Raw genomic sequence first — 18,464 nt, forward strand, 5'->3', positions numbered from 1 at the left:
CGTGACATGGATCACTTCGCCGCGCAGCATCAGCGGCTGCGCTCCCTGTTCGGCGTCTTCTTCGCCCCTGAGGTCACCGGTGCGCTGCTTCCGCTGGCGCGGCCCGCGCTCCGCCTCGGTTCCGACGGCGACGTGACGGTACGGCTCGGCGGCACGCCGCTGCTTCCGCCCGGTGAAGCATGGCCCACGTGGCAAGGACGGCCCCTCGATTTCATGCTCGCGGTCGACTTCGCGGAGCTGGCCAAGGTGATGGACGTTCCCGGCCTTCCGCAGGAGGGCCGCGCCGCGTTCTACTACGCCAGCGCCATACCGCGTCCTTGGGGCGACGACCGCACGCAGCGGGACGGGTGGCGGCTTTTCAGCGGCGACCTCCGGGAAGTCGAGGCCCCCGAGGGCACGTTCCCGATGTGCTTGCTCAGCGCGGCGCCCTTTCTCTCACTGCCCGCGCCACAGGAGACCGTGGTGCGGCGGCTTGAGGAGCGCTACAGCGGTGTCCTTTCGGTGTACGAGCAGGTGCATGCGGCGTGGCTCCAGCACGTGTGGCCAGACGATGCTCCCCTGCACCAGCTCGGTGGGTGGCCCGCGCTCGTGCAGCGTCCGGTCGGCCCGGACTGTACGTTGGCGTCGACGGGCCGCGATCTCGACACCACGGCCCTCTCCGCCGAAGAGCAAGCGGCTGCCGAGGCCGAGTGGCGCCTCCTGCTCCAGCTCGACTCCGACCAGCGGCTCGGCTGGGAGTGGGGCGCCCCGGGCCGTGTCTACTTCTGCACCCGCTCCGCCGGCTCGCTGGAAGACACCTGGCTCACGTTGCAGGCGGCGGCCGCCGTCTGACGTGCACGCGCACGGCACGTGCGCTGTGGCTGGATCCGGTCGGAAGTTGGCATGCTCGCCGCTGTCCGGCCCCGCGAGCCCTGACTAGCGTCAGCGACGTTTCCGTACGTCCCGCGTACGATCCTGTGCGCCACGAAGGGTTTCCAAGGCCGACATGAGCAAGCTGTTCCTCATCCTGCACGTTCTCGCCGCGATCCTCGCGATCGGCCCGGTCGCCGTGGCCGCCAGCATGTTCCCGCCCGCGCTGCGCAGCGCGCAGGCTGACCCGGCCTCCCTCCCGGCGCTCCGCAACCTGCACCGCATCTGCCGCGTGTACGCGGTGTTCGGCATCGCCGTGCCGGTCTTCGGCTTCACCACGGCCAGCAGCATGGGGGTCCTCGGCGACACGTGGCTGATCATCTCGATCGTCCTCACCGCGGCCGCCGCCGCCGTTCTCGCCCTGCTCATCCTGCCCAGGCAGAACGCCGCGCTCGCCGCCGTCGAAGGCGCACCGCCCGCAGTCAACGCCGAAAGCGCACCGCCCGCGCGCCAAACCGAAGGCGCACCGCTCGCCACCCGGGCCGTAGGCGCGCCGCCTGCAGGCCAGGCCGAGGGCGCACCGCCTGCAGGCCAGGCCGAGGACGCTCCGCCCGCAGTCAACGCCGAAGGCGCACTGCACGCAGTCAACGCCGAAGGCGCACCGGCCGCGGTCAACGCCGAAGGCGCACCGGCCGCGGTCAACGCCGAAGGCGCACCGGCCGCGGTCAACGCCGAGGGCGCACTGCCTGCGGGCCAGGCCGAGGGCGCACTGCCTGCGGGCCAGGCCGAGGGCGCACTGCCTGCGGGCCAGGCCGAGGGCGCACCGGCCGACGGGACCGACATCGCGCCTGTCGCCGCCCGGCTGGCCATGTTCACCGGCGTCTTCAACGTGCTCTGGGCGGTCGTGACGATCCTGATGATCGTCCGTCCCGGCTCGACCACGGGCGCCTGACCGCCACCGTGATCATGGACGGCCGCGGCGGACCACCACGTACACGACGCCCACGACGGCCGTCCAGAGCCCGAGGTGGAGCGCCAGGCCCGGGAACGCCGCGACGAACTCGCCGGGCCCGTCGTGGGCGGCCCGGATCCAGGCGACCATCGGCACCGACAGCCACGACAGAGGCCCGATGCTCAGCAGGAGGGCCGCGGTCGCGCCGCCGAGCAGTGCCAGCAGGGAAACGCCCGCGTCCGGGATGACCGCGCGGCTCGTCCAGGCGCCGAGGAACGTCCCGGCGGCCGCCACCAGGAGGTTGAGGCCGAGACCCGCCGCGAGGGCGGTGCCGTCGAGCCCCGCCGAGAGCCCCTGGACGGTCGGTACCGCGAGGATGGCGGCACCCAGGGCCAGGTTGACGGCGTATGCGGCCAGGAGCCCGGCGCAGGCCGGAGTCAGCGGATGGCGCGCGGCGGTCGCGGAGAGCGCGCGCTGCTCGTCCGGCTGGGTGTCCAACAGCGCGCGGGCGGCCCAGGCCCAGACCGGGAACATGAACGCCGCGACGTCGCCGAACGCCCCCGCGGCCAGTTCGGCGTTCGCCGGCGGCTGGAACAGCACCAGCGCCAGGATCAGCAAGATGACGATCACCGGCTGCAGCACCCGGAGCGAGCGCACGTAGCCGGACACCTGGAAGCGTGCGAGCGCGATCATCGTTCGGCCCTCCGCACGTCGTGACCGTCCGCGCGGAGCTTCGTCGCGATCTCCTCGGCCTCATCGGCTCGGACGACCACCTCCAGCACGGCCCACTCGGCCCCCGACGCCGATGCCGACCCCGCCGAGCCGGACCCCGCCGACCCTGACGACGCCGACGCCGATGCCGACCCCGCCGAGCCCGACCCCGCCGACCCCGCCGACCCCGCCGTCGCCGACGAAGCCGCCGTCGCGGCGCCGTTCTCCGCGGGGAGCGGCGCGACGGTCCCGTTCTCCGCGGGGAGGGGGGCGACGGTCCCGTTCTCCACGCGGAGCCGGTCGACGCCGGGAACGGATTCGATCACGCGTTGGTGGTCGCTGACCACGACCGCCGTGCCCGCCCGCGCGAGTTCGGCGATCAGTCCAGGGAGCGCGTCGCGGCTCTCGGCGTCCAGGCCGGCGAACGGTTCGTCCAGGATCAGCAGGCCGGGCTCGGCAAGGAGTGCCTGGGCGAGCCCCACCTTCTGCGCGCTGCCCTTGGACAGCTCCGGCAGCCGTACGCCCAGGAGGTGCTCAAAGGAAAGACGTTCGGCCCATTCGCCGATGGCGGGCCGCCTAATGCCGCGTACGGCCGCCATGTGGTCGAGGTAGGCCGACACCGTGAACGGCTGGTCCACCGGGAAGCGCTCTGGCGCGTACCCCACCCGGTCCGGACGGCCGGAGATCGTGCCACGCCGTGGGGTACGGAGCCCGGCGAGCAGCCGCAGCAGCGTGGACTTCCCAGCGCCGTTGCGTCCGGTCACCTCCAGCACGCGCCCCGGCGGCAGGGAGAACGAGACGTCCTGGAGCACCCAGGGGGCTCTCCGGTGATAGCGGAAGGCGACCTCAGTGAGCTGCATAGGCTACGGACGGTAGTGAACGCGTCGTAAGCGCCCTGTTAGGCCCGCCGCACACGTCGGGGGCCGGTCCGGGGCTGACAGAATGCGGCCCATGAGCGGCTGCGTGTTCTGCGAGATCATCAAGGGCGAACGGCCGGCGCACCTCGTGCTGGAGGCCGAGGACGCCGTGGCGTTCCTGGACACCCGTCCCTTGTTCAAGGGGCACACGCTGCTCGTGCCGCGCGAGCACCACGAGACGCTGACCGACCTGCCGCCCGAGCTCGTGGGCGGGTTCTTCGCCCACGCCCGGCGGTTGGCGGGCCTGATGGAGTCGGTGCTCGACGCGGCGGGTTCGTTCGTCGCGATGAACAACCGCATCAGCCAGAGCGTGCCTCACCTGCATGTGCACGTGGTGCCGCGTAACCGCAAGGACGGGCTGCGCGGCTTCTTTTGGCCACGGCAGAAGTACGACTCGGACGCCGAGGCGGCCGAATACGCCGCCCGGCTCCGCGCCGGAACGTGAGCCCCGGCGGGCTGAAGGGTCACCGGTCAGCCGAGTGCCGCCACGACGGCGACCATGGGGATGACCGCGCCTTCCTCCCCGGTGGACGACGCGGTGTCGTGGGTCTGGCCGGCCGCGGCCCGGCGTGCCGCGGCGTATTCGTAGAGGTCACGTTCAGCCCGGTCGAGGGCTGCGGACAGCACATATTGCGGGACCGTCCACCCGAGGAGTTCTGCCGCCTTACGGATCACGAGGTTCTGTTCCTCGGACGTCTCGAACTCGATGCGGTCGTCGTCACGGGAGACGGGAAGGTCCTGGCGAACCGACTCATACATGGCCGGTCTCCTTCCTTACAGCATCCAAAAGTACGCCCGCGGGCGCCGGTGCGGCATCCCCAATAAGAAGGAGAATATGGGGCTCCCCAAGTATGGGCCCGTCCGTAACCCCCTCCTCAACGTGACCTTGTGGAACGGGAGCTCTCGGTGGGACGGGCTGGACGGCGGCCCGGGGCTGACGGCCGTCCGAACTGAGTCAGACAGGGCTGGTCAGCGGGTTCCCCACGAGTAGGTCTGCTTGCGCAGCTTGAGATAGACGAAGCTCTCGGTTCCCAGCACGCCGGGTACGGCCCGAATCCTGCCGAGCAGCTCCAGCAGCTGCTCGTCGCTCTCGGCGACCAGCTCCAGCAGGATGTCGAACGACCCCGCGGTGATGACCACGTAGTCGATCTCCTCGATGGCCGCCAGCTCGTCGGCGACCCGCTCCAGATCGCCCTCGCACTTGACGCCGATCATCATCTGCCGGGAGAAGCCGAGCATGAGCGGGTCGGTGACGCCGACGATCTGCATGACGCCGGTGTCCAGCAGCTTCTGCACGCGCTGGCGCACCGCCGCCTCGGAGAGCCCGACGGCCTTGCCGATCGCCGCGTACGACCGGCGGCCGTCCTGCTGGAGCTGCTCGATGATCTGCTTGGACGTGTCGTCCAGCTGTACTGCGGCCTGCGCGCGCCGCCGTCCGCGTCCGGCCGCCTGCTCAGGGGTCGCCTGCTCGCGGGCCGCCTGTTCAGGGGCCGCCTCCCGTTCCGGCCGCGGGGGGTCGTCCTGGGGGCGCGCGACCATCGTGCTCTCCTTCGCTGCGGCATCGTGCCTGCTAGAACTACTTCCCAAGCGATTCCGTCGTGAAATTGGATCGTAACAACGGAATCCCTTGTCATCATGCTGAACCTCTGTCAAGGTCGGGGCCAATAGGACACATCGGTTCGTGCCCATCGAGGAGGGTCGACGGTGACCAGCGACAGCAGGACAAGGCTGCGCAACTTTATCGGCGGCGAGTACGTGGACGCCAAGGACGGCCGGACCATGGAGGTGGTCGATCCGAGTACCGGCGATGTCTACGCCGAGGCGCCCGTCTCCGGAGCCGAGGACGTGGACGCCGCGTTCCGCGCCGCCGCGGACGCCTTCCCCGGCTGGCGGGATCTCACGCCGAAGGACCGGAGCCTCGCCCTGCTCCGCTTCGCCGACGCGCTGGAGGCCCGGGCGGACGAGCTCGTCGCGGCCGAGTCCCGCGACACCGGCAAGCCGCTCCAGCTGACCGCCGAGGAGGAGATCCCTCCGATGGTGGACAACATCCGGTTCTTCGCCGGGGCCGGGCGGATCCTGGAGGGCAAGGCGTCGGGCGAGTACATGCCCGACCACACCTCGTCGGTCCGCCGGGAGCCCATCGGGGTCTGCGCCCAGGTCACGCCCTGGAACTACCCGATGATGATGGCGGTCTGGAAGTTCGGCCCGGCGCTGACCGCGGGCAACACGGTCGTGCTGAAGCCGTCCGAGACCACGCCCGCCAGCACGCTGCTGCTGGCCGAGATCGCCGCCGAGTTCCTGCCGCCGGGCGTCTTCAACGTCATCTGCGGCGACCGCGACACCGGCCGCTCGCTGGTCACGCACCCGACCCCGCAGATGGTGTCGATCACCGGCAGCGTGCGCGCGGGCATGGAGGTCGCCCGCGCGGCCGCGGACGACCTGAAGCGCGTCCACCTGGAACTCGGAGGCAAGGCCCCGGTCGTGGTGTTCGAGGACGCCGACATCGAGAGCGCCGCCGCGGGCATCGCCGGAGCCGGGTACTTCAACGCCGGTCAGGACTGCACGGCCGCCGCCCGCGTGCTCGTCGCCGACCGGCTCGCCGACGACTTCACCGCCGCGCTCACCGAGGCCGCCCGCGGAACCAAGGTCGGCGTGCCCACCGATGCCGACGCCGACTACGGCCCGGTCAACAACGCCGACCAGCTGGCGCGCGTCCAGGGCTTTCTGGACCGCGCGCCCGGCCACGCCGAGGTGCTGACCGGAGGCGAGCGCGTCGGCGAACGCGGCTACTTCTTCGCGCCGACGGTCGTCGCCGGGCTGCGCCAGGACGACGAGATGATCCAGAACGAGATCTTCGGCCCGGTCATCACCGTCCAGCGGTTCAGCGCCGAGGAACGCGCGGTCGAATGGGCGAACGGCGTGAAGTACGGGCTGGCGGCGAGCGTCTGGACCCGCGACCACGGCCGCGCGATGCGGATGACCAAGGCGCTCGACTTCGGCGCCGTCTGGGTCAACACCCACATCCCGTTCGTCTCGGAGATGCCGCACGGCGGCTTCAAGCACTCCGGCTACGGCAAGGACATGTCGATGTACGGAGTCGAGGACTACACGCGGATCAAGCACGTCATGCACTACATCGGCGCCTAGCGCGCCTCGCGCCACCCCCGTCCGACCCCGCGAAGGATCCCGCTCATGACTGAGACCTCGCCTCCCCCCGTACGCGGCGGCCAGGAGCCGTCCGGTTCCACGCTCCCCGCCATCGAGCTCACCGGTGTGGTGAAGGAGTACCACGCGCACGGGGAGACGGTGGCGGCGGTCCGCGGGATCGACCTGGCGATCGGGCAGGGGGAGTTCTTCTCCCTGCTCGGTCCGTCCGGCTGCGGCAAGACCACCACCATGCGGATGATCGCCGGGTTCGAGGAGCCCACCGGCGGCGAGGTGCTGCTGAACGGGAAGCCCGTCACCGACGTGCCCGCCAACAAACGCGACGTCAACATGGTCTTCCAGTCGTACGCGCTCTTCCCGCACATGAGCGTGTTCGAGAACGTCGCGTTCGGGCTCCGGCGCAAGGGCGTCGCGAAGGACGACGTCCGTACCCGGGTCGGCGCGATGCTGGAGATCGTCGACCTGACCGGCCGGGAGAAGCGGCGGCCCGGCGAGCTGTCGGGCGGCCAGCAGCAGCGGGTCGCGGTGGCCCGCGCGCTGGTCAACCGGCCGCGCGCGCTCCTGCTCGACGAGCCGCTCGGCGCGCTGGACCTCAAGCTGCGCCAGCACATGCAGGTGGAGCTCAAGCGCATCCAGCGCGAGGTCGGCATCACGTTCGTGTACGTCACGCACGACCAGGGCGAGGCCCTGACGATGTCGGACCGGATCGCGGTCATGAACGACGGCCGCATCGAGCAGCTCGGCTCGCCACGGGAGATCTACGAACGCCCGGCCTCGAAGTTCGTGGCCGGATTCATCGGCACCTCCAACCTGCTGTCCGGGACGGTCGGCGAGCTGCGCGGCCCCGACGCGGTGATCACCTACGGTCCGGACGGGCAGATCGTGGTGCCGCTCGGCGACGGCCGGACCGCCGCCCCCGGCGACACGCTGGAGCTGACCGTCCGGCCCGAGAAGATCGAGATCGGCACGCAGCGGCCCGGCGGCGGCTCCTCGCGCGTGCGGGCCACGGTCTCCGAGGTGGTCTACCTCGGCACGTCCACCAGCTACATCGTCAGCACCGCCGCGGGCGACGACGTGACGGTCTTCATGCAGAACGCGACGAACGCCGACGACATCGCCGGCCGCGGGGACGAGGTCTGGCTGTCGTGGGAGCCGCGCCACTCGTACGCGATCGGCGCCTCATGAACGCCCCGCACCTCGAATCGAACGCCCCGCGCCTCGATCCCGCGTTTCGGCGCGGCATGACGACGCGGCGCGGCGCCCTGCGGCTGTTCGGGGCCTCCGCCGCCGCACTCGCGCTGGGCGCCTGCGGCATCCCCGGGCAGGGCGGCCGCGGCAAGGTCAACCAGGCGCAGATCGACGCGTTCTGGAAGGGCAAGAGCCGCCGGGGCCGGCTCAACTGGGCCAACTGGCCGGGCTACATGGAGGACGACCGGGCGACGATCAAGGCGTTCACCAAGGAGACCGGCATCAGGGTGGACTACAAGGAGGTCATCCAGGAGGCCGCGGAGTGGTTCGGCAAGGTCCAGGCGCCGCTCGCCGCGAACCAGTCGATCGGCTTCGACCTGATGGTGGTCACCAACGGCATCCAGACGACCAAGCTCATCGAGCTCGGCTATCTCGCGCCGCTCGACCACAGGCGCCTGACCAGGTTCGCCGAGCACGCGGGGAGCAGGTTCCAGAACCCGCCGTACGACCCGGGCAACGCGTTCACCATCCCGTACGTCTCCGGGGTGACCGGCATCGCCTACAACACCAAGTACGTCAAGGACGAGATCACCAGCATCGCCCAGCTCTTCGACCCCAGGTACAAGGGCAGGGTCGGCATGATGAGCGACTCGCAGGAGCTCGGCAACTTCGGCATGTTCGCCATCGGCGCCGACCCGGAGAAGTCCACGCCGCGCGACTGGGAGAACGCCGCGCGCAAGCTGCGCGAACAGCGCGACCAGAAGATCGTGCGCAAGTACTACGAGCAGAACTACATCGACGCCGTCACCAAGGGCGACGTCTGGCTGACCATGGCGTGGTCCGGTGACGTCTACTCGCTGGCCAGCGACGACGTGAAGTTCGTCGTGCCGCGCGAGGGCGGCACGCTCTGGACGGACCTGATGATGATCCCGAAGACGGCGGCCAATCCGGTCGACGCGCTCACGCTCATGGACTGGCTGTACGACCCGCGCCGGAACGCGACGCTCACCGAGTTCATCAACTACGTGACGCCCGTGCCCGAGACCAGGAAGTTCGTCGCGGCCGACGCCGCCGAGGCCAAGGGCGAGGACAGAGCGGACCTCGAACGCCTGAGCCGCAGCCCGCTGGTCTACCCGTCGGACGCCGACCTGGCGAAGCTGCGCACCTACCGCGTCCTGACCCAGCAGGAGGAGACGGGGTACCAGAAGGTCTTCCAGCCGATCGTGCAGGGGAGCTGACATGCGCGGACCCGCTCGCCTCAAGCAGAGACTGACGCCCTACCTGCTGATGCTCCCCGCCGGCCTGTGGCTGCTGGTCTTCTTCGCGATCCCGCTGATCTACATGGCCTCGGTCTCGCTCATGACGGGCAACCTGATCGACGGCTGGAAGCAGACCTGGCACTGGCGCAACTACACCGAGGGCTTCGAGCTCTACGGCGACAAGCTCGCCCGCTCGCTCTGGTACGGGCTGCTCGCGACCGTCGCCTGCATCGTCCTCGCCTATCCGGCGGCGTACTGGATCGCGTTCAAGGGCGGCCGGCACAAGTCGACGTGGCTGTTCATGCTGCTGCTGCCGTTCTTCGTGTCGTTCGTGCTGCGGACGATCTCCTGGAAGCTGGTGCTGACCGACAACGGGCCGGTGCTCAAGCCGCTCAAGAACGCGGGGCTCCTGCCGGACGACTTCCACGTGCTCGACAGCGGCTTCGCGGTGGTGTCCGGCCTGACCTACAACTTCCTGCCGTTCATGGTGCTGCCGATCTACGTGGCGCTGGAACGCATGGACTACCGGGTCATCGAGGCCGCCTACGACCTGTACGCGAGCCGCCTTGCGGTGTTCCGGCGCGTGGTGCTGCCGCTGTCGCTGCCGGGGGTCTTCGCCGGGGTCATCATGACGTTCGTCCCGGTCTCCTCCGACTACGTCAACGCGCAGGTGCTCGGCGGGCCCGGCAACACGATGATCGGCAACGTGGTCCAGGCCGAGTACTTCACCAACAGCAACTACCACACGGCCTCGGCGCTCTCGTTCACGCTGATGGCGCTGCTCCTGCTCGGGATCTTCGCCTACGCGCGGGCCCTCGGCACCAAGGATGTTCTGGAGGCGGCAGGACGATGACCACCACGACCTCCGCGCCGCCGCCGCTGACCGTGCCGCCGCCGCGCCGCCGCCGGCGCCGGCTCAAGGGCCGCGGCCTGCAGCTCTACACGGTCCTCCTGGTCGGCTGGCTGCTGGTGCCGATCGGCGTGATGATCCTCTTCGGCTTCAACGACACCCGCACCAAGCAGAACTTCGAGTGGGAGGGCTTCACGCTCAAGTGGTACGTCCACCTGTTCGACAAGAAGGACCTCACCACGGCGCTGATCAACTCGATCACGATCGCGGTGCTCACCACCCTGATCGCGACCGTGCTCGGCACGCTGCTCGGGCTGGCGATCGGGCGGCACCGGTTCCGGGGCCAGGGGCTGGCGAACCTGGTGATGTTCGCCGCGATCTCGTGCCCCGAGCTGGTCATGGGTGCGTCGCTGCTGTCGATGTTCGTCGCGACCGAGACGCCGCGCGGCTATCTGACCATCCTGGCCGCGCACGTGATGTTCTCGGTCTCCTTCGTGGCGATCACGGTACGGGCGCGGGCGGTCGGGATCGATCCGTCGGTCGAGGAGGCCGCACGTGACCTCGGGGCCGGTCCGCTGACCACGTTCCGCCTGGTCACCCTGCCAATGATCATGCCGGGGGTGCTGTCGGGCGCGCTGCTGGCGTTCGCCCTGTCGGTGGACGACTTCATCATCACCAACTTCACCAGCGGCGCCACCCAGACGTTCCCGCTGTGGGTCTGGGCGTCCACCCGTACCGGCACCCCGCCCCAGGTCAACGTCATGGGCACGTTGATCTTCGCCGTCGGGGTCCTGCTCGCGATCGTCAACATCGCCGCCGCCCGCCGCCGCGCCCGGCGCACCTGACACGTCCGGTGCGCCTAACGCGCCTGGTGCATCTGACGCGGCTGGCGTTCAAAAGCCGGTCAAAGGTGGTCGAGTCTTCCGTCGTCCCTGGTCAAGCCGGGTACGAGGGTCTGTGAGGAGTCATGAACGTGAACGTGCTGACGTCGCTCGCCGAGGCCGAGCCCGCCCCGTACTGGCTGCAGGACCCGGCGCGCCCGGAGGCCGAGCCCGCCCTCGTCGGCCGGGACACCTGCGACCTCGCGGTGGTCGGCGGCGGCTACACCGGGCTGTGGGCGGCATTGCGGGCCAAGGAACGCGACCCGTCACTGGACGTGGTGGTGCTGGAGGCGGACCGGATCGGCGCCGCCGCGTCCGGTCGCAACGGCGGCTTCTGCGCGGCCAGCCTGACGCACGGGCTCGGCAATGGCATGGAACGCTGGCCCGAGGAGATGGCCGAGCTCGAACACCTCGGCCACGAGAACCTGAAGGCCATCGGCTCCACCCTGGACCGGTACGGCATCGACGCCGAGTGGGAGCTCACCGGCGAGCTGAACGTCGCGACCCAGGAGTGGCAGGTCGCCGGGCTCGCCGAGGAGGCCGAGGCGGCCACCGCCCTCGGCCGCGCGCCGATCCTCCTCGGCGCCGAGGAACTCCGCAAGGAGGTCGACTCGCCCACGTACCTCGCCGGCCTGTGGGACCGTGACGGCGTAGCGATGGTGCACCCCGCCAAGCTCGCGTGGGGCCTCGCCGAAGCGTGCCGAGCCCTTGGCGTCCGAATCTACGAGAACACCCCGGTCACCGGGCTGCGCAGCGGCTCACGGCTGCGCCTGTCGACGCCGTACGGCGCGGTCGTGGCGGGCAGGGTCGCCCTCGGCACCGGTGTCTTCCCGCCGCTCCTGAAGCGTCTCAGGCACTTCCTGGTGCCGGTGTACGACTACGCGCTGGTGTCCGAACCGCTGAGCAGGGAGCAGCGCGCGGCCATCGGCTGGACGCGCCGGCAGGGGATCGGTGACAGCGCCAACCAGTTCCACTACTACCGGCTGACGGCCGACGACCGGATCCTGTGGGGCGGCTACGACGCGATCTACCACTTCGGCAACGAGATCCACGCCGAGCTCGAACGGCGGCCCGCCACGTTCGCCACGCTGGCCGAACACTTCTTCACGACCTTCCCGCAGCTGGAGGGCCTCCGGTTCAGTCACGCGTGGGGCGGGGTGATCGACACCTGCAGCCGCTTCTGCGCGTTCTTCGGCACGGCGCACGGCGGGCGTCTGGCGTACGCGGCCGGCTACACGGGTCTCGGCGTGGGGGCGACCCGGTTCGGCGCCGACGTCATGCTGGACCGGCTCGGGGTCGGCCTGGCGCCGGGGGAGGAGACCGAACGCACGCGGCTGCGGATGGTGCGGTCGAAGCCGGTGCCGTTCCCGCCGGAGCCGCTGCGCTACGGAGTGATCGAGCTGACCCGCAGGGAGATCGCCCGCGCCGACCGCAACGGCGGACGCAGGGGGCTCTGGCTGCGCACCCTCGACCGGTTCGGTCTCGGCTTCGACTCCTGATCAGTCCGGCGACGCGTCCTCGGCGCCGAAGATGACCGAGGAGACCTCCAGGTAGAGCTGCTCGGGGTAGGGCATGTAGCCGACGTTGCGGAGGGCCTGCTTCTGGCCCGCCGACTCCATGACGAACTCGCCGTACCCGAGCATGCGCCCGGCGAGCGAGCGTTCCAGCGCGATGTCGGTGACCTTGGCGAGCGGCAACATCGCGACATTGCGGTTGAGCACGCCGTTGATCACCATCACCCGGTGCTCGGTGACCAGGAAGAACTCGATCGACCAGGCGATGACCTTCCAGACCAGATAGCCGAGCACCCCGAGCCACAGCCACCAGATCCAGGTGATGCCGAGCGCCGCGCCGGCGAAGCCGCACAGGACCAGGCCGCCGACGACGAGCGAGACCGGGAGCAGCAGCACCGCGGGATGCCGCCGGACCGCGATCACGCGGCCCTCGTACGACATCAGATACCTGTCGACCGTCCGCGAGCCAGCGTCGCGGAACACCATCATGTCCTGCATGTTCACGGCGGCACCCTCGTCATGATCTGGTGAGCTCAACGGTAGCCGACCGCGCGCTCCCGCCGCAGGCCCCCGCGCGGTCACAAAGCAACGCCCGGCGACTCGGCCCGGTGAACGTCTTGTGCGCGCCGGTGCGAGACCAGAAGATGGTCGGCATGGACGGCGCGCAGCGGCCTGCCCCGGATCCGGCTCTGGACGACGACCCCGCGGGTGCTCGCGGGCCGCGGGGGGAGTTCGTCCCCGACGTCACGGGGCGTCCGGTCTGGCGGTTGCTCCTGCGCGGACTCGGCGTCTACCTGCCCGGCTGGGAACCCCCCGGCGGTGCTCTGCGCGTGTCCGACGGACCGTCCGGCACGGGCCCGGACGGCTTCGGGCCGCCCGCGTTCCTCAATGGCGACTCCGGCTTCGGGCTGCACCTGCCCGCCCGGCGCAGGGGCCTGGAACCGGACCGGGAGATCTACGTCCGCGGTCGCGAGGACCCGAGCTTCGGGATCGTCATCGCGGGTCCCGCGGCGGCGATCGGCACCCGGGTCGTGTCCGCCGGGGAGCTGCTGCGTTACGCGCGCAGGCTCACGTTCGAGGAGCTCTTCGACACCGGCGACGCCGACTCGGTGCCCTACGCCGTGCGCGCCGCGAAGGCCGTGGAGAACGTCGTCTTCCTCGACCGCGCCACGGGCGTCGGGCTGTGCGCCGAGGTCGACCCGGTCACCCGCGCGGTCACCTGCCCGGTCTTCGTCCGGCTCGGCGGACGCTCCGAACGCACGATTCACGCCTACGGGGTGGCGGCCCACGCGGTGAGATCCCACAACTGATGGGAGGGGAGCCGCCGTAGCCGCACGGTGGCCGCGGCCGGGTCCCAGTAGACGTCGTCGCTCTCCAGCTCCACCGACTGCGCCGGGGTCAGCACGGCGCACAGCAGCTCCTCGCGCGCGCGGACGGCCATGAGCGGGCCGATCTGCACCACCGCGCCCGTGCTCTCGTGGAGCGTGCGCAGCAGCGCCTTGAGCGCCGCCTCGTCCTCCGGGGGCCGCGACGGCTCGACGCCCGGCGGCAGGACGGGACGGCCGCGCGACAGCCCGTTGCCGTTGTGGGGCAGGTCGGCGCCGGTCGAGATAAGCAGGGCGGTGAACCCGCCCGCGAGGTCCTCGGTGGTGTGCCCGGCGAGAAAGTAGCGCCGCCGCTCCGGCGTGCCCGGTGTCGCGCCGTTCGGTCCCTCGACCGTGCGGAACCGGATGTTGAGGCGGGACGCGCGGACGCACCGTTCGTAGACCTCGGTGAGGATGTCGTCCAGCTGCTCGTCCCGCGTCCACAGCCGTCCGGTCGCCGTCACGGCCGCGGCGTCGCCCTCGCCGCCGCGCGGCTGGCCGGTCAGCGCGGAGGTGACCGCCTCGTCCAGCTCGCCCTCGGTGAACTGGAGCAGCTCGGTGACCACGTCCTCCACGTCTTCAAGGGTGCGGGTCAGCGTGCGCTGCAGCTCCAGCATCTCGGTGCCGCTGCGTTCGAGGTCGGACAGGCGGTCGAGCGCGGCGTCGACCTTGCCCTCGACCGCGGCGGTGCCCGCCCGGGTCACCGACCGCACCGACGTCTCGACCTCGGCGAGCTTGCGCCGCAGCGCGGCCAGCGTGACGCGCTGCTTCTCCAGGTCGTGCAGGCGCGTGGCCTGGGTGCGCAGATAACCGTCGGCCTGGTGGACGAGCGCGGCCAGCTCCTCCACCTGCCCGGTGTTGTGCCGCAGCCGCGTGTCGAGCGCGGGCAGCACGTCCCGCTTGACCTTGGACAGCTCGGCGGTGAGCTGCTCGCCGACCGTCACCAGCACGGTGTTCTGCTTGCTGACCTGCTCGTTCAGCTCGTCGATCCGGCGGACGAACGCGCGTGCCTGGTCCTTGCTCTGCTTGCCGGCGTACAGTTCGAGCGCCCCGACGACGACGCACATCACCACCAGGATGACCGTCGTCATGGTGCTCCTCAGACCTCTCGCCGGCCCGGTGGTTATTACCGGAAATGCTTTTGATCGCGACCATAACGTACGATCAATCGCCGCAAGCGGCACTTGCGTAACCGACTGATCTCGGTGACCCAACGGAAAGGAAGAGGGAGCTTAGAGACGCGCCAGCCGCTACTCGCAGCCTTCGAACTGGGGGACGGTCGTGGTGTAGTTCAGCTTCACGGGAGCGAACCACTTGTGGAGGAGCCGCTGCGCCGTGCCGTCCTGGTACATCCCGGTGATGGCCTTGTTGACCGCCACGCAGCCGTCCGCGTCGCCGAGCCGCATGCCGATGCCGTAGCCCTCGTCCGAGATCGGCGCGTTCACGATCCTGGGCGGCCCGCCCTGGCCGCCGCCGCGCCGGGCGGCCTGCGCGGCGAGCCCGGCGAGGATCAGGTCGTCGGTGGACACGGCGTCGACCGCGCGGCCGGTCAGCTTGTCGAGGCAGTCGGCGTAGCCGGTGGCCGGGACCAGCCTGGCGGCGACGCCCTTCTCCTTGGTGACGCGCTGGTAGGAGACCGAGCCCTCCACCTTGCACAGGTTGCGGTCCTTGAGGTCGCGGACGTTCCTGATCGGGCTGTCACCGCGGACGAGCACGTCCTGGTGGGCGACGTAGTACGGCCCGGCGAACGTCACCTCGGCCTTGCGGTCGGGCGTGATCGAGTAGCTGGCCACGACGAGGTCGACGTCCCCATCCTTGATCATCTGCTGCCGGGTGCCCGACGTCACCTCCTTGAACGTGACGTTCCCGCCGGTCACGCGGAGCCGCTTGGCGACCTCCCGGGCGATGTCGATGTCGAAGCCCTCGTAACCGCCGGCAGGCGTGCGCTGGCCGACTCCCGGCTGGTCCTTGTTGACTCCGATGACCAGGTGCTCCTTGTCCGCCACCGAGTCCTCCTCGGCGGCGGCGATGCCGCAGGCGGTGGCTCCCAGCACGGAGGCCGCCGCCAGGACGGCGGCCCCGATCCGGCGTCCGCGCGTCTTCCGCTCTCTCATTCCGCTCCCCCCGGCGAAGCCGCCCTTGCCGACGTCGTTCCGTGTCATCGGTACTCCGACAGCCGGGGACGGACACCGGCCAGCACCAGCGCGACCAGCACGAGCCCGGCGGCCGGGATCACGATGTTCCAGCCGGCGGTGCCGTCGTCGCCCTTCTTGATCGCGTCGTCGAACGCCTTCTGGTGGAGCCCGATGAGCCCGCTCAGCGCGACGTCGTACCGGCCGAACGACGAGTCCGGCCTGGCCAGGCGCGACGTGATCGCCTGCTGCCGCTGGCCGCCCGCGACCAGGGCGCGCATGGCGCTGTCGTCCCGCTGGTACGCGCGGTACTCGGTGAAGACGGAGCCGAGCGCCCTGTCCTGGCCGGGCAGCGACGTACGGCTGGACTCCGTGCCGAGGAAGCCGAGGTAGTCCCGTTCCTTGCCCGGCGTCTGCACGGCCGCGCTGTACTGCGCGAGGCTGTCGGCCTTCACGTAGAGGATGGTCTGCGACTTGCTGAGGAACACCTGCTCGTAGGTGTCGGCGCGGACCGGGTCCAGCAGGAACCTCGTCTGGTCGGCGTTGGCGCTGTTGCCGATCGCGCGAGCCCGCGACAGCGCGAGAATGGAGTCGAAGCCGTCCTCCTTGGCCTTGCGTAGCTGGTCTGCCTGCCCGCCGAGCATCGTGAAGCTCACGCCCACCAGCACCAGCGTGGCGACGGTCGCCAGCGCTAGCGCCGGGTTGAACATCCGTCGGAAGCGCGCGGCGAGGAACAACTGCAACGCGCCGAGCAGCGCCAGCAGGATGATCCCGGTGAGCAGCACCCACAGGCGGCCGTTCGAGACGGCGTTCTGCTTGTTCTCGTAGGTGTGGCGGACGAGGGTGCCGTTGTCGAGCGTCAGGTTGTACGCCTTGGGCAGCAGGTCGAGCTTCATCAGGTCGGTCGCCTGCCGGTAGACCTTGAGGACGCCTTCCGGCGGCGTGCCCGCGGTGTGCGGGGTCTGCTGGTCGAGCAGCAGCGCCTGCCCTGCGAGGCGTTCGTATCGCGCCACCGCGTCGAGCAGTTCGCGGGCGGTGCGTTCCTCGGTGTCGTCGTCGGCCAGCCCGGACGCCTGGAGCAGCGCCTTGCCCGCTTTCCGGCGGCTGTCGTCGTAGGCGGCGAGCGCCTGGTCGCGCTTGGGCCCCAGGTTCGGCGTGCGGCCGATCAGCAGCGCGTCGGCCAGCCGGGCGTCCATGTTGATGAGCTGGGTGTAGAGGTCGCCGGTGGCGACGACCTGCGGCCCCGCGTCCTGGCCGATGACCCGGACGCCGTCGCGCGCGTCGCCGACCGCGGCCCAGGTGACCGCGAGCAGCCCCGCCAGCGCGACGAGGACGAGCACGGTGAGGGCACGGACGCGGCTCGCGACGGTCCGGGGGACCAGCCGAGCGGCGCCGGTGCGCGGCTCGCTGCGCGTGGCCGGGCGGCCGGGCAGCACCGGCGCGGCGGGCTGCCGCGGCACCGGTGCCGTGCCCGGCGGCGGCCCTGGGGGCGGTGGCCCCGCCGAGGGAGCCTGGTGTACGGCCGTCATGTCGCCTCGCCTCTCCTCAGCGTGATGGTGGTCCAGGCGCCCACGTGGATGCGGTCGCCGTCGCCGACCGGCACCTCGACGTTGTAGGGGATGGGCTCGGTCGCGCCGTTGAGGCACGTGCGGTTGGTGGAGCCCGGGTCGACCAGCGTCCAGGTGCCGTCCGGCTTGGCGAGCAGCACCGCGTGGACGTGCGAGACGCCCGGATCCTCGGGCGGCTCGCGCAGGTCGATCTCCGGCGTGCCGTGCGTGGAACTGCGCCGCCCGATCCGTACCTGCCGCGCGGTCAGCGGGATGCGGCGTTCCGGGTAGTACGGAGGGAACGCGATGCCCCCGGAGTCCGGCCCCTCCTCAGCGACGATCGTCGCGAAGTAGTCCCGGTCGGCGTTCACCAGAACGACCCACCCCGTCTCCGAGCCACCTGCTCCTGCCGACCCCCCCGCCGCCGCACCAGCAAACCCACCCGGCGCCGACCCCCCAGGCGCGGGTGCTCCGGGTCCGGAGGCCCCGGGCACGGACGTGCCGGGCGCGGAGGCGCCGGGTGCGGGTGCGCCGGGTGCGGGTGCGCCGGGCGCGGATCCCCCGTGCCCGGACGTCCCGGGTGCGGGCGCTCCTGGCGCGGAACCCCCAGGCGCGGATCCCCCGGGTGCGGGTGTGCCGTGCGCGGGTGCTCCGGGTGCGGGTGCGCCGGGTGCGGACGTCCCGGGCGCGGACGTCCCGGGTGCGGGGGTGCCGGGTGTGGGGGTGCCTGGGCTTGGGGTGCCGGGGGCTGGGGCTGATATGCGGGAGGCTCGTTCTACGGTGGCGTCGCGGCTTGCTGTTCCGGTGGGCGCGCCTGGCGGGGTGGGTGGGGGCGCCTGCGGCGTGTTGCGTTGGAGTTCCTCGGGCGAGATGTGGCGTGACGGACCGGTCGAATGCGGGGAGTCCGGCGACGGCGGCTGGGTGACGATCACGGGCGTGGGCTTGCCGCCGCCGGTGGCGAAGTCGTACCCGCACTCCTCACAGAACCGGTCGCTCGACGGCGTCCCGCAGTCAGGGCAGGGGTTCCCCGATCCGACCGCGTGCATCTGCACGGTCGGCCTGGGCGCTCCCGTCTGCGCCGCGCCGGCGTCGATGCGCTCGCCGCAGACGTCGCAGTAGTCGGTCGCGCCGGACG

Annotated in this window: 20 protein-coding genes; 11 read left to right on the plus strand and 9 right to left on the minus strand. The window is 71.0% G+C overall.

The features are described 5' to 3' along the window. Window positions 1-6: 6 nt before the first annotated feature. Window positions 7-831 (plus strand): DUF1963 domain-containing protein, encoded by an 825-nt coding sequence (locus ABD333_RS01555; RefSeq protein ID WP_344536931.1) that lies wholly within the window; start codon window positions 7-9, stop codon window positions 829-831. Between the two features lie 154 nt (window positions 832-985). Continuing rightward, the gene (locus ABD333_RS01560) at window positions 986-1,801 is read left to right on the plus strand and encodes a hypothetical protein (protein ID WP_344536933.1); all 816 of its coding nucleotides are present in this window, start codon (window positions 986-988) and stop codon (window positions 1,799-1,801) included. A 12-nt stretch (window positions 1,802-1,813) separates the two neighbouring features. On the opposite strand, the gene ABD333_RS01565 is transcribed toward ABD333_RS01560, so the two are convergent. Further along, on the minus strand, window positions 1,814-2,494 hold the full coding sequence (locus tag ABD333_RS01565; protein WP_344536935.1) for a hypothetical protein: 681 nt from the start codon (window positions 2,492-2,494) through the stop codon (window positions 1,814-1,816). Continuing rightward, window positions 2,491-3,372, minus strand: a complete 882-nt coding sequence (locus ABD333_RS01570) for an ABC transporter ATP-binding protein (RefSeq protein WP_344536937.1) — start codon at window positions 3,370-3,372, stop codon at window positions 2,491-2,493. The genes ABD333_RS01565 and ABD333_RS01570 overlap by 4 nt, the downstream gene beginning before the upstream one ends. 91 nt (window positions 3,373-3,463) lie before the next feature. On the opposite strand from ABD333_RS01570, the gene ABD333_RS01575 reads away from it, so the two are divergent. Beyond that, a complete protein-coding gene (locus ABD333_RS01575; protein WP_344536939.1) occupies window positions 3,464-3,874 on the plus strand; it encodes an HIT family protein in 411 nt (136 codons plus the stop codon). A 26-nt stretch (window positions 3,875-3,900) separates the two neighbouring features. Here the strand turns inward: ABD333_RS01575 and ABD333_RS01580 are convergent, their stop codons facing one another. Together ABD333_RS01580 and ABD333_RS01585 are read right to left on the minus strand one after the other, a co-directional pair. Then, window positions 3,901-4,188: a type II toxin -antitoxin system TacA 1-like antitoxin gene (locus tag ABD333_RS01580; RefSeq protein WP_344536941.1), complete on the minus strand. Its 288-nt coding sequence runs from the start codon at window positions 4,186-4,188 to the stop codon at window positions 3,901-3,903. 210 nt (window positions 4,189-4,398) lie between these two features. Further along, window positions 4,399-4,968 carry an Lrp/AsnC family transcriptional regulator gene (locus ABD333_RS01585; RefSeq protein WP_344536943.1) on the minus strand — a complete coding sequence of 190 codons (570 nt, stop codon included), beginning with the start codon at window positions 4,966-4,968 and terminating at the stop codon, window positions 4,399-4,401. Between the two features lie 165 nt (window positions 4,969-5,133). On the opposite strand from ABD333_RS01585, the gene ABD333_RS01590 reads away from it, so the two are divergent. The 6 genes from ABD333_RS01590 (at window position 5,134) to ABD333_RS01615 (ending at window position 12,271) form a co-directional block, all read left to right on the plus strand. Further along, window positions 5,134-6,576, plus strand: a complete 1,443-nt coding sequence (locus ABD333_RS01590) for a gamma-aminobutyraldehyde dehydrogenase (RefSeq protein WP_344536945.1) — start codon at window positions 5,134-5,136, stop codon at window positions 6,574-6,576. Between the two features lie 45 nt (window positions 6,577-6,621). Next, complete coding sequence (locus ABD333_RS01595) at window positions 6,622-7,779, plus strand: ABC transporter ATP-binding protein (protein ID WP_344536947.1); 1,158 nt, start codon at window positions 6,622-6,624, stop codon at window positions 7,777-7,779. Beyond that, a complete protein-coding gene (locus ABD333_RS01600; RefSeq protein ID WP_344536949.1) occupies window positions 7,776-9,020 on the plus strand; it encodes a polyamine ABC transporter substrate-binding protein in 1,245 nt (414 codons plus the stop codon). The genes ABD333_RS01595 and ABD333_RS01600 overlap by 4 nt, the downstream gene beginning before the upstream one ends. Before the next feature lies 1 nt (window position 9,021). Next, entirely contained in the window at window positions 9,022-9,894 is an 873-nt protein-coding gene (locus tag ABD333_RS01605) for an ABC transporter permease (RefSeq protein WP_344536951.1), read from the plus strand. Further along, window positions 9,891-10,736, plus strand: coding sequence for an ABC transporter permease (locus tag ABD333_RS01610; protein ID WP_344536953.1), 846 nt, complete (start codon window positions 9,891-9,893; stop codon window positions 10,734-10,736). Before ABD333_RS01605 ends, ABD333_RS01610 begins: the two co-directional genes overlap by 4 nt. A gap of 128 nt (window positions 10,737-10,864) precedes the next feature. After that, on the plus strand, window positions 10,865-12,271 hold the full coding sequence (locus ABD333_RS01615; RefSeq protein WP_344536955.1) for an NAD(P)/FAD-dependent oxidoreductase: 1,407 nt from the start codon (window positions 10,865-10,867) through the stop codon (window positions 12,269-12,271). On the opposite strand, the gene ABD333_RS01620 is transcribed toward ABD333_RS01615, so the two are convergent. Continuing rightward, entirely contained in the window at window positions 12,272-12,784 is a 513-nt protein-coding gene (locus tag ABD333_RS01620; RefSeq protein WP_344538787.1) for a PH domain-containing protein, read from the minus strand. 29 nt (window positions 12,785-12,813) lie between these two features. Between ABD333_RS01620 and ABD333_RS01625 the strand changes: the two genes are divergently transcribed. Continuing rightward, window positions 12,814-13,596: a hypothetical protein gene (locus ABD333_RS01625; RefSeq protein WP_344536957.1), complete on the plus strand. Its 783-nt coding sequence runs from the start codon at window positions 12,814-12,816 to the stop codon at window positions 13,594-13,596. Here ABD333_RS01625 and ABD333_RS01630 read toward each other — a convergent pair. From ABD333_RS01630 to ABD333_RS01645, 4 genes are all read right to left on the minus strand, one after another. Continuing rightward, window positions 13,557-14,741 (minus strand): hypothetical protein, encoded by a 1,185-nt coding sequence (locus tag ABD333_RS01630; RefSeq protein WP_344536959.1) that lies wholly within the window; start codon window positions 14,739-14,741, stop codon window positions 13,557-13,559. The genes ABD333_RS01625 and ABD333_RS01630 overlap by 40 nt on opposite strands. 159 nt (window positions 14,742-14,900) lie before the next feature. Continuing rightward, a complete protein-coding gene (locus ABD333_RS01635) occupies window positions 14,901-15,812 on the minus strand; it encodes a glutamate ABC transporter substrate-binding protein (RefSeq protein ID WP_344536961.1) in 912 nt (303 codons plus the stop codon). Continuing rightward, entirely contained in the window at window positions 15,809-17,311 is a 1,503-nt protein-coding gene (locus ABD333_RS01640; RefSeq protein WP_344536963.1) for a hypothetical protein, read from the minus strand. The genes ABD333_RS01635 and ABD333_RS01640 overlap by 4 nt, the downstream gene beginning before the upstream one ends. Continuing rightward, window positions 17,308-17,700, minus strand: coding sequence for an FHA domain-containing protein (locus ABD333_RS01645; protein ID WP_344536965.1), 393 nt, complete (start codon window positions 17,698-17,700; stop codon window positions 17,308-17,310). The genes ABD333_RS01640 and ABD333_RS01645 overlap by 4 nt, the downstream gene beginning before the upstream one ends. A gap of 472 nt (window positions 17,701-18,172) precedes the next feature. Between ABD333_RS01645 and ABD333_RS01650 the strand changes: the two genes are divergently transcribed. Continuing rightward, window positions 18,173-18,448, plus strand: coding sequence for a hypothetical protein (locus ABD333_RS01650; RefSeq protein WP_344536967.1), 276 nt, complete (start codon window positions 18,173-18,175; stop codon window positions 18,446-18,448). The last annotated feature ends 16 nt before the right edge of the window (window positions 18,449-18,464 follow it).

This window comes from Actinomadura fulvescens (assembly GCF_039533225.1).
Classification (GTDB): domain Bacteria; phylum Actinomycetota; class Actinomycetes; order Streptosporangiales; family Streptosporangiaceae; genus Spirillospora; species Spirillospora fulvescens.

Coding starts and splice junctions, on each gene's coding strand:
- ABD333_RS01555 (WP_344536931.1), top strand. CDS start 7: ATGGATCACTTCGCCGCGCAGCATCAGCGGCTGCGCTCCCTGTTCGGC.
- ABD333_RS01560 (WP_344536933.1), top strand. CDS start 986: ATGAGCAAGCTGTTCCTCATCCTGCACGTTCTCGCCGCGATCCTCGCG.
- ABD333_RS01565 (WP_344536935.1), bottom strand. CDS start 2,494: ATGATCGCGCTCGCACGCTTCCAGGTGTCCGGCTACGTGCGCTCGCTC.
- ABD333_RS01570 (WP_344536937.1), bottom strand. CDS start 3,372: ATGCAGCTCACTGAGGTCGCCTTCCGCTATCACCGGAGAGCCCCCTGG.
- ABD333_RS01575 (WP_344536939.1), top strand. CDS start 3,464: ATGAGCGGCTGCGTGTTCTGCGAGATCATCAAGGGCGAACGGCCGGCG.
- ABD333_RS01580 (WP_344536941.1), bottom strand. CDS start 4,188: ATGTATGAGTCGGTTCGCCAGGACCTTCCCGTCTCCCGTGACGACGAC.
- ABD333_RS01585 (WP_344536943.1), bottom strand. CDS start 4,968: ATGGTCGCGCGCCCCCAGGACGACCCCCCGCGGCCGGAACGGGAGGCG.
- ABD333_RS01595 (WP_344536947.1), top strand. CDS start 6,622: ATGACTGAGACCTCGCCTCCCCCCGTACGCGGCGGCCAGGAGCCGTCC.
- ABD333_RS01600 (WP_344536949.1), top strand. CDS start 7,776: ATGAACGCCCCGCACCTCGAATCGAACGCCCCGCGCCTCGATCCCGCG.
- ABD333_RS01605 (WP_344536951.1), top strand. CDS start 9,022: ATGCGCGGACCCGCTCGCCTCAAGCAGAGACTGACGCCCTACCTGCTG.
- ABD333_RS01610 (WP_344536953.1), top strand. CDS start 9,891: ATGACCACCACGACCTCCGCGCCGCCGCCGCTGACCGTGCCGCCGCCG.
- ABD333_RS01620 (WP_344538787.1), bottom strand. CDS start 12,784: ATGCAGGACATGATGGTGTTCCGCGACGCTGGCTCGCGGACGGTCGAC.
- ABD333_RS01630 (WP_344536959.1), bottom strand. CDS start 14,741: ATGACGACGGTCATCCTGGTGGTGATGTGCGTCGTCGTCGGGGCGCTC.
- ABD333_RS01635 (WP_344536961.1), bottom strand. CDS start 15,812: ATGACACGGAACGACGTCGGCAAGGGCGGCTTCGCCGGGGGGAGCGGA.
- ABD333_RS01640 (WP_344536963.1), bottom strand. CDS start 17,311: ATGACGGCCGTACACCAGGCTCCCTCGGCGGGGCCACCGCCCCCAGGG.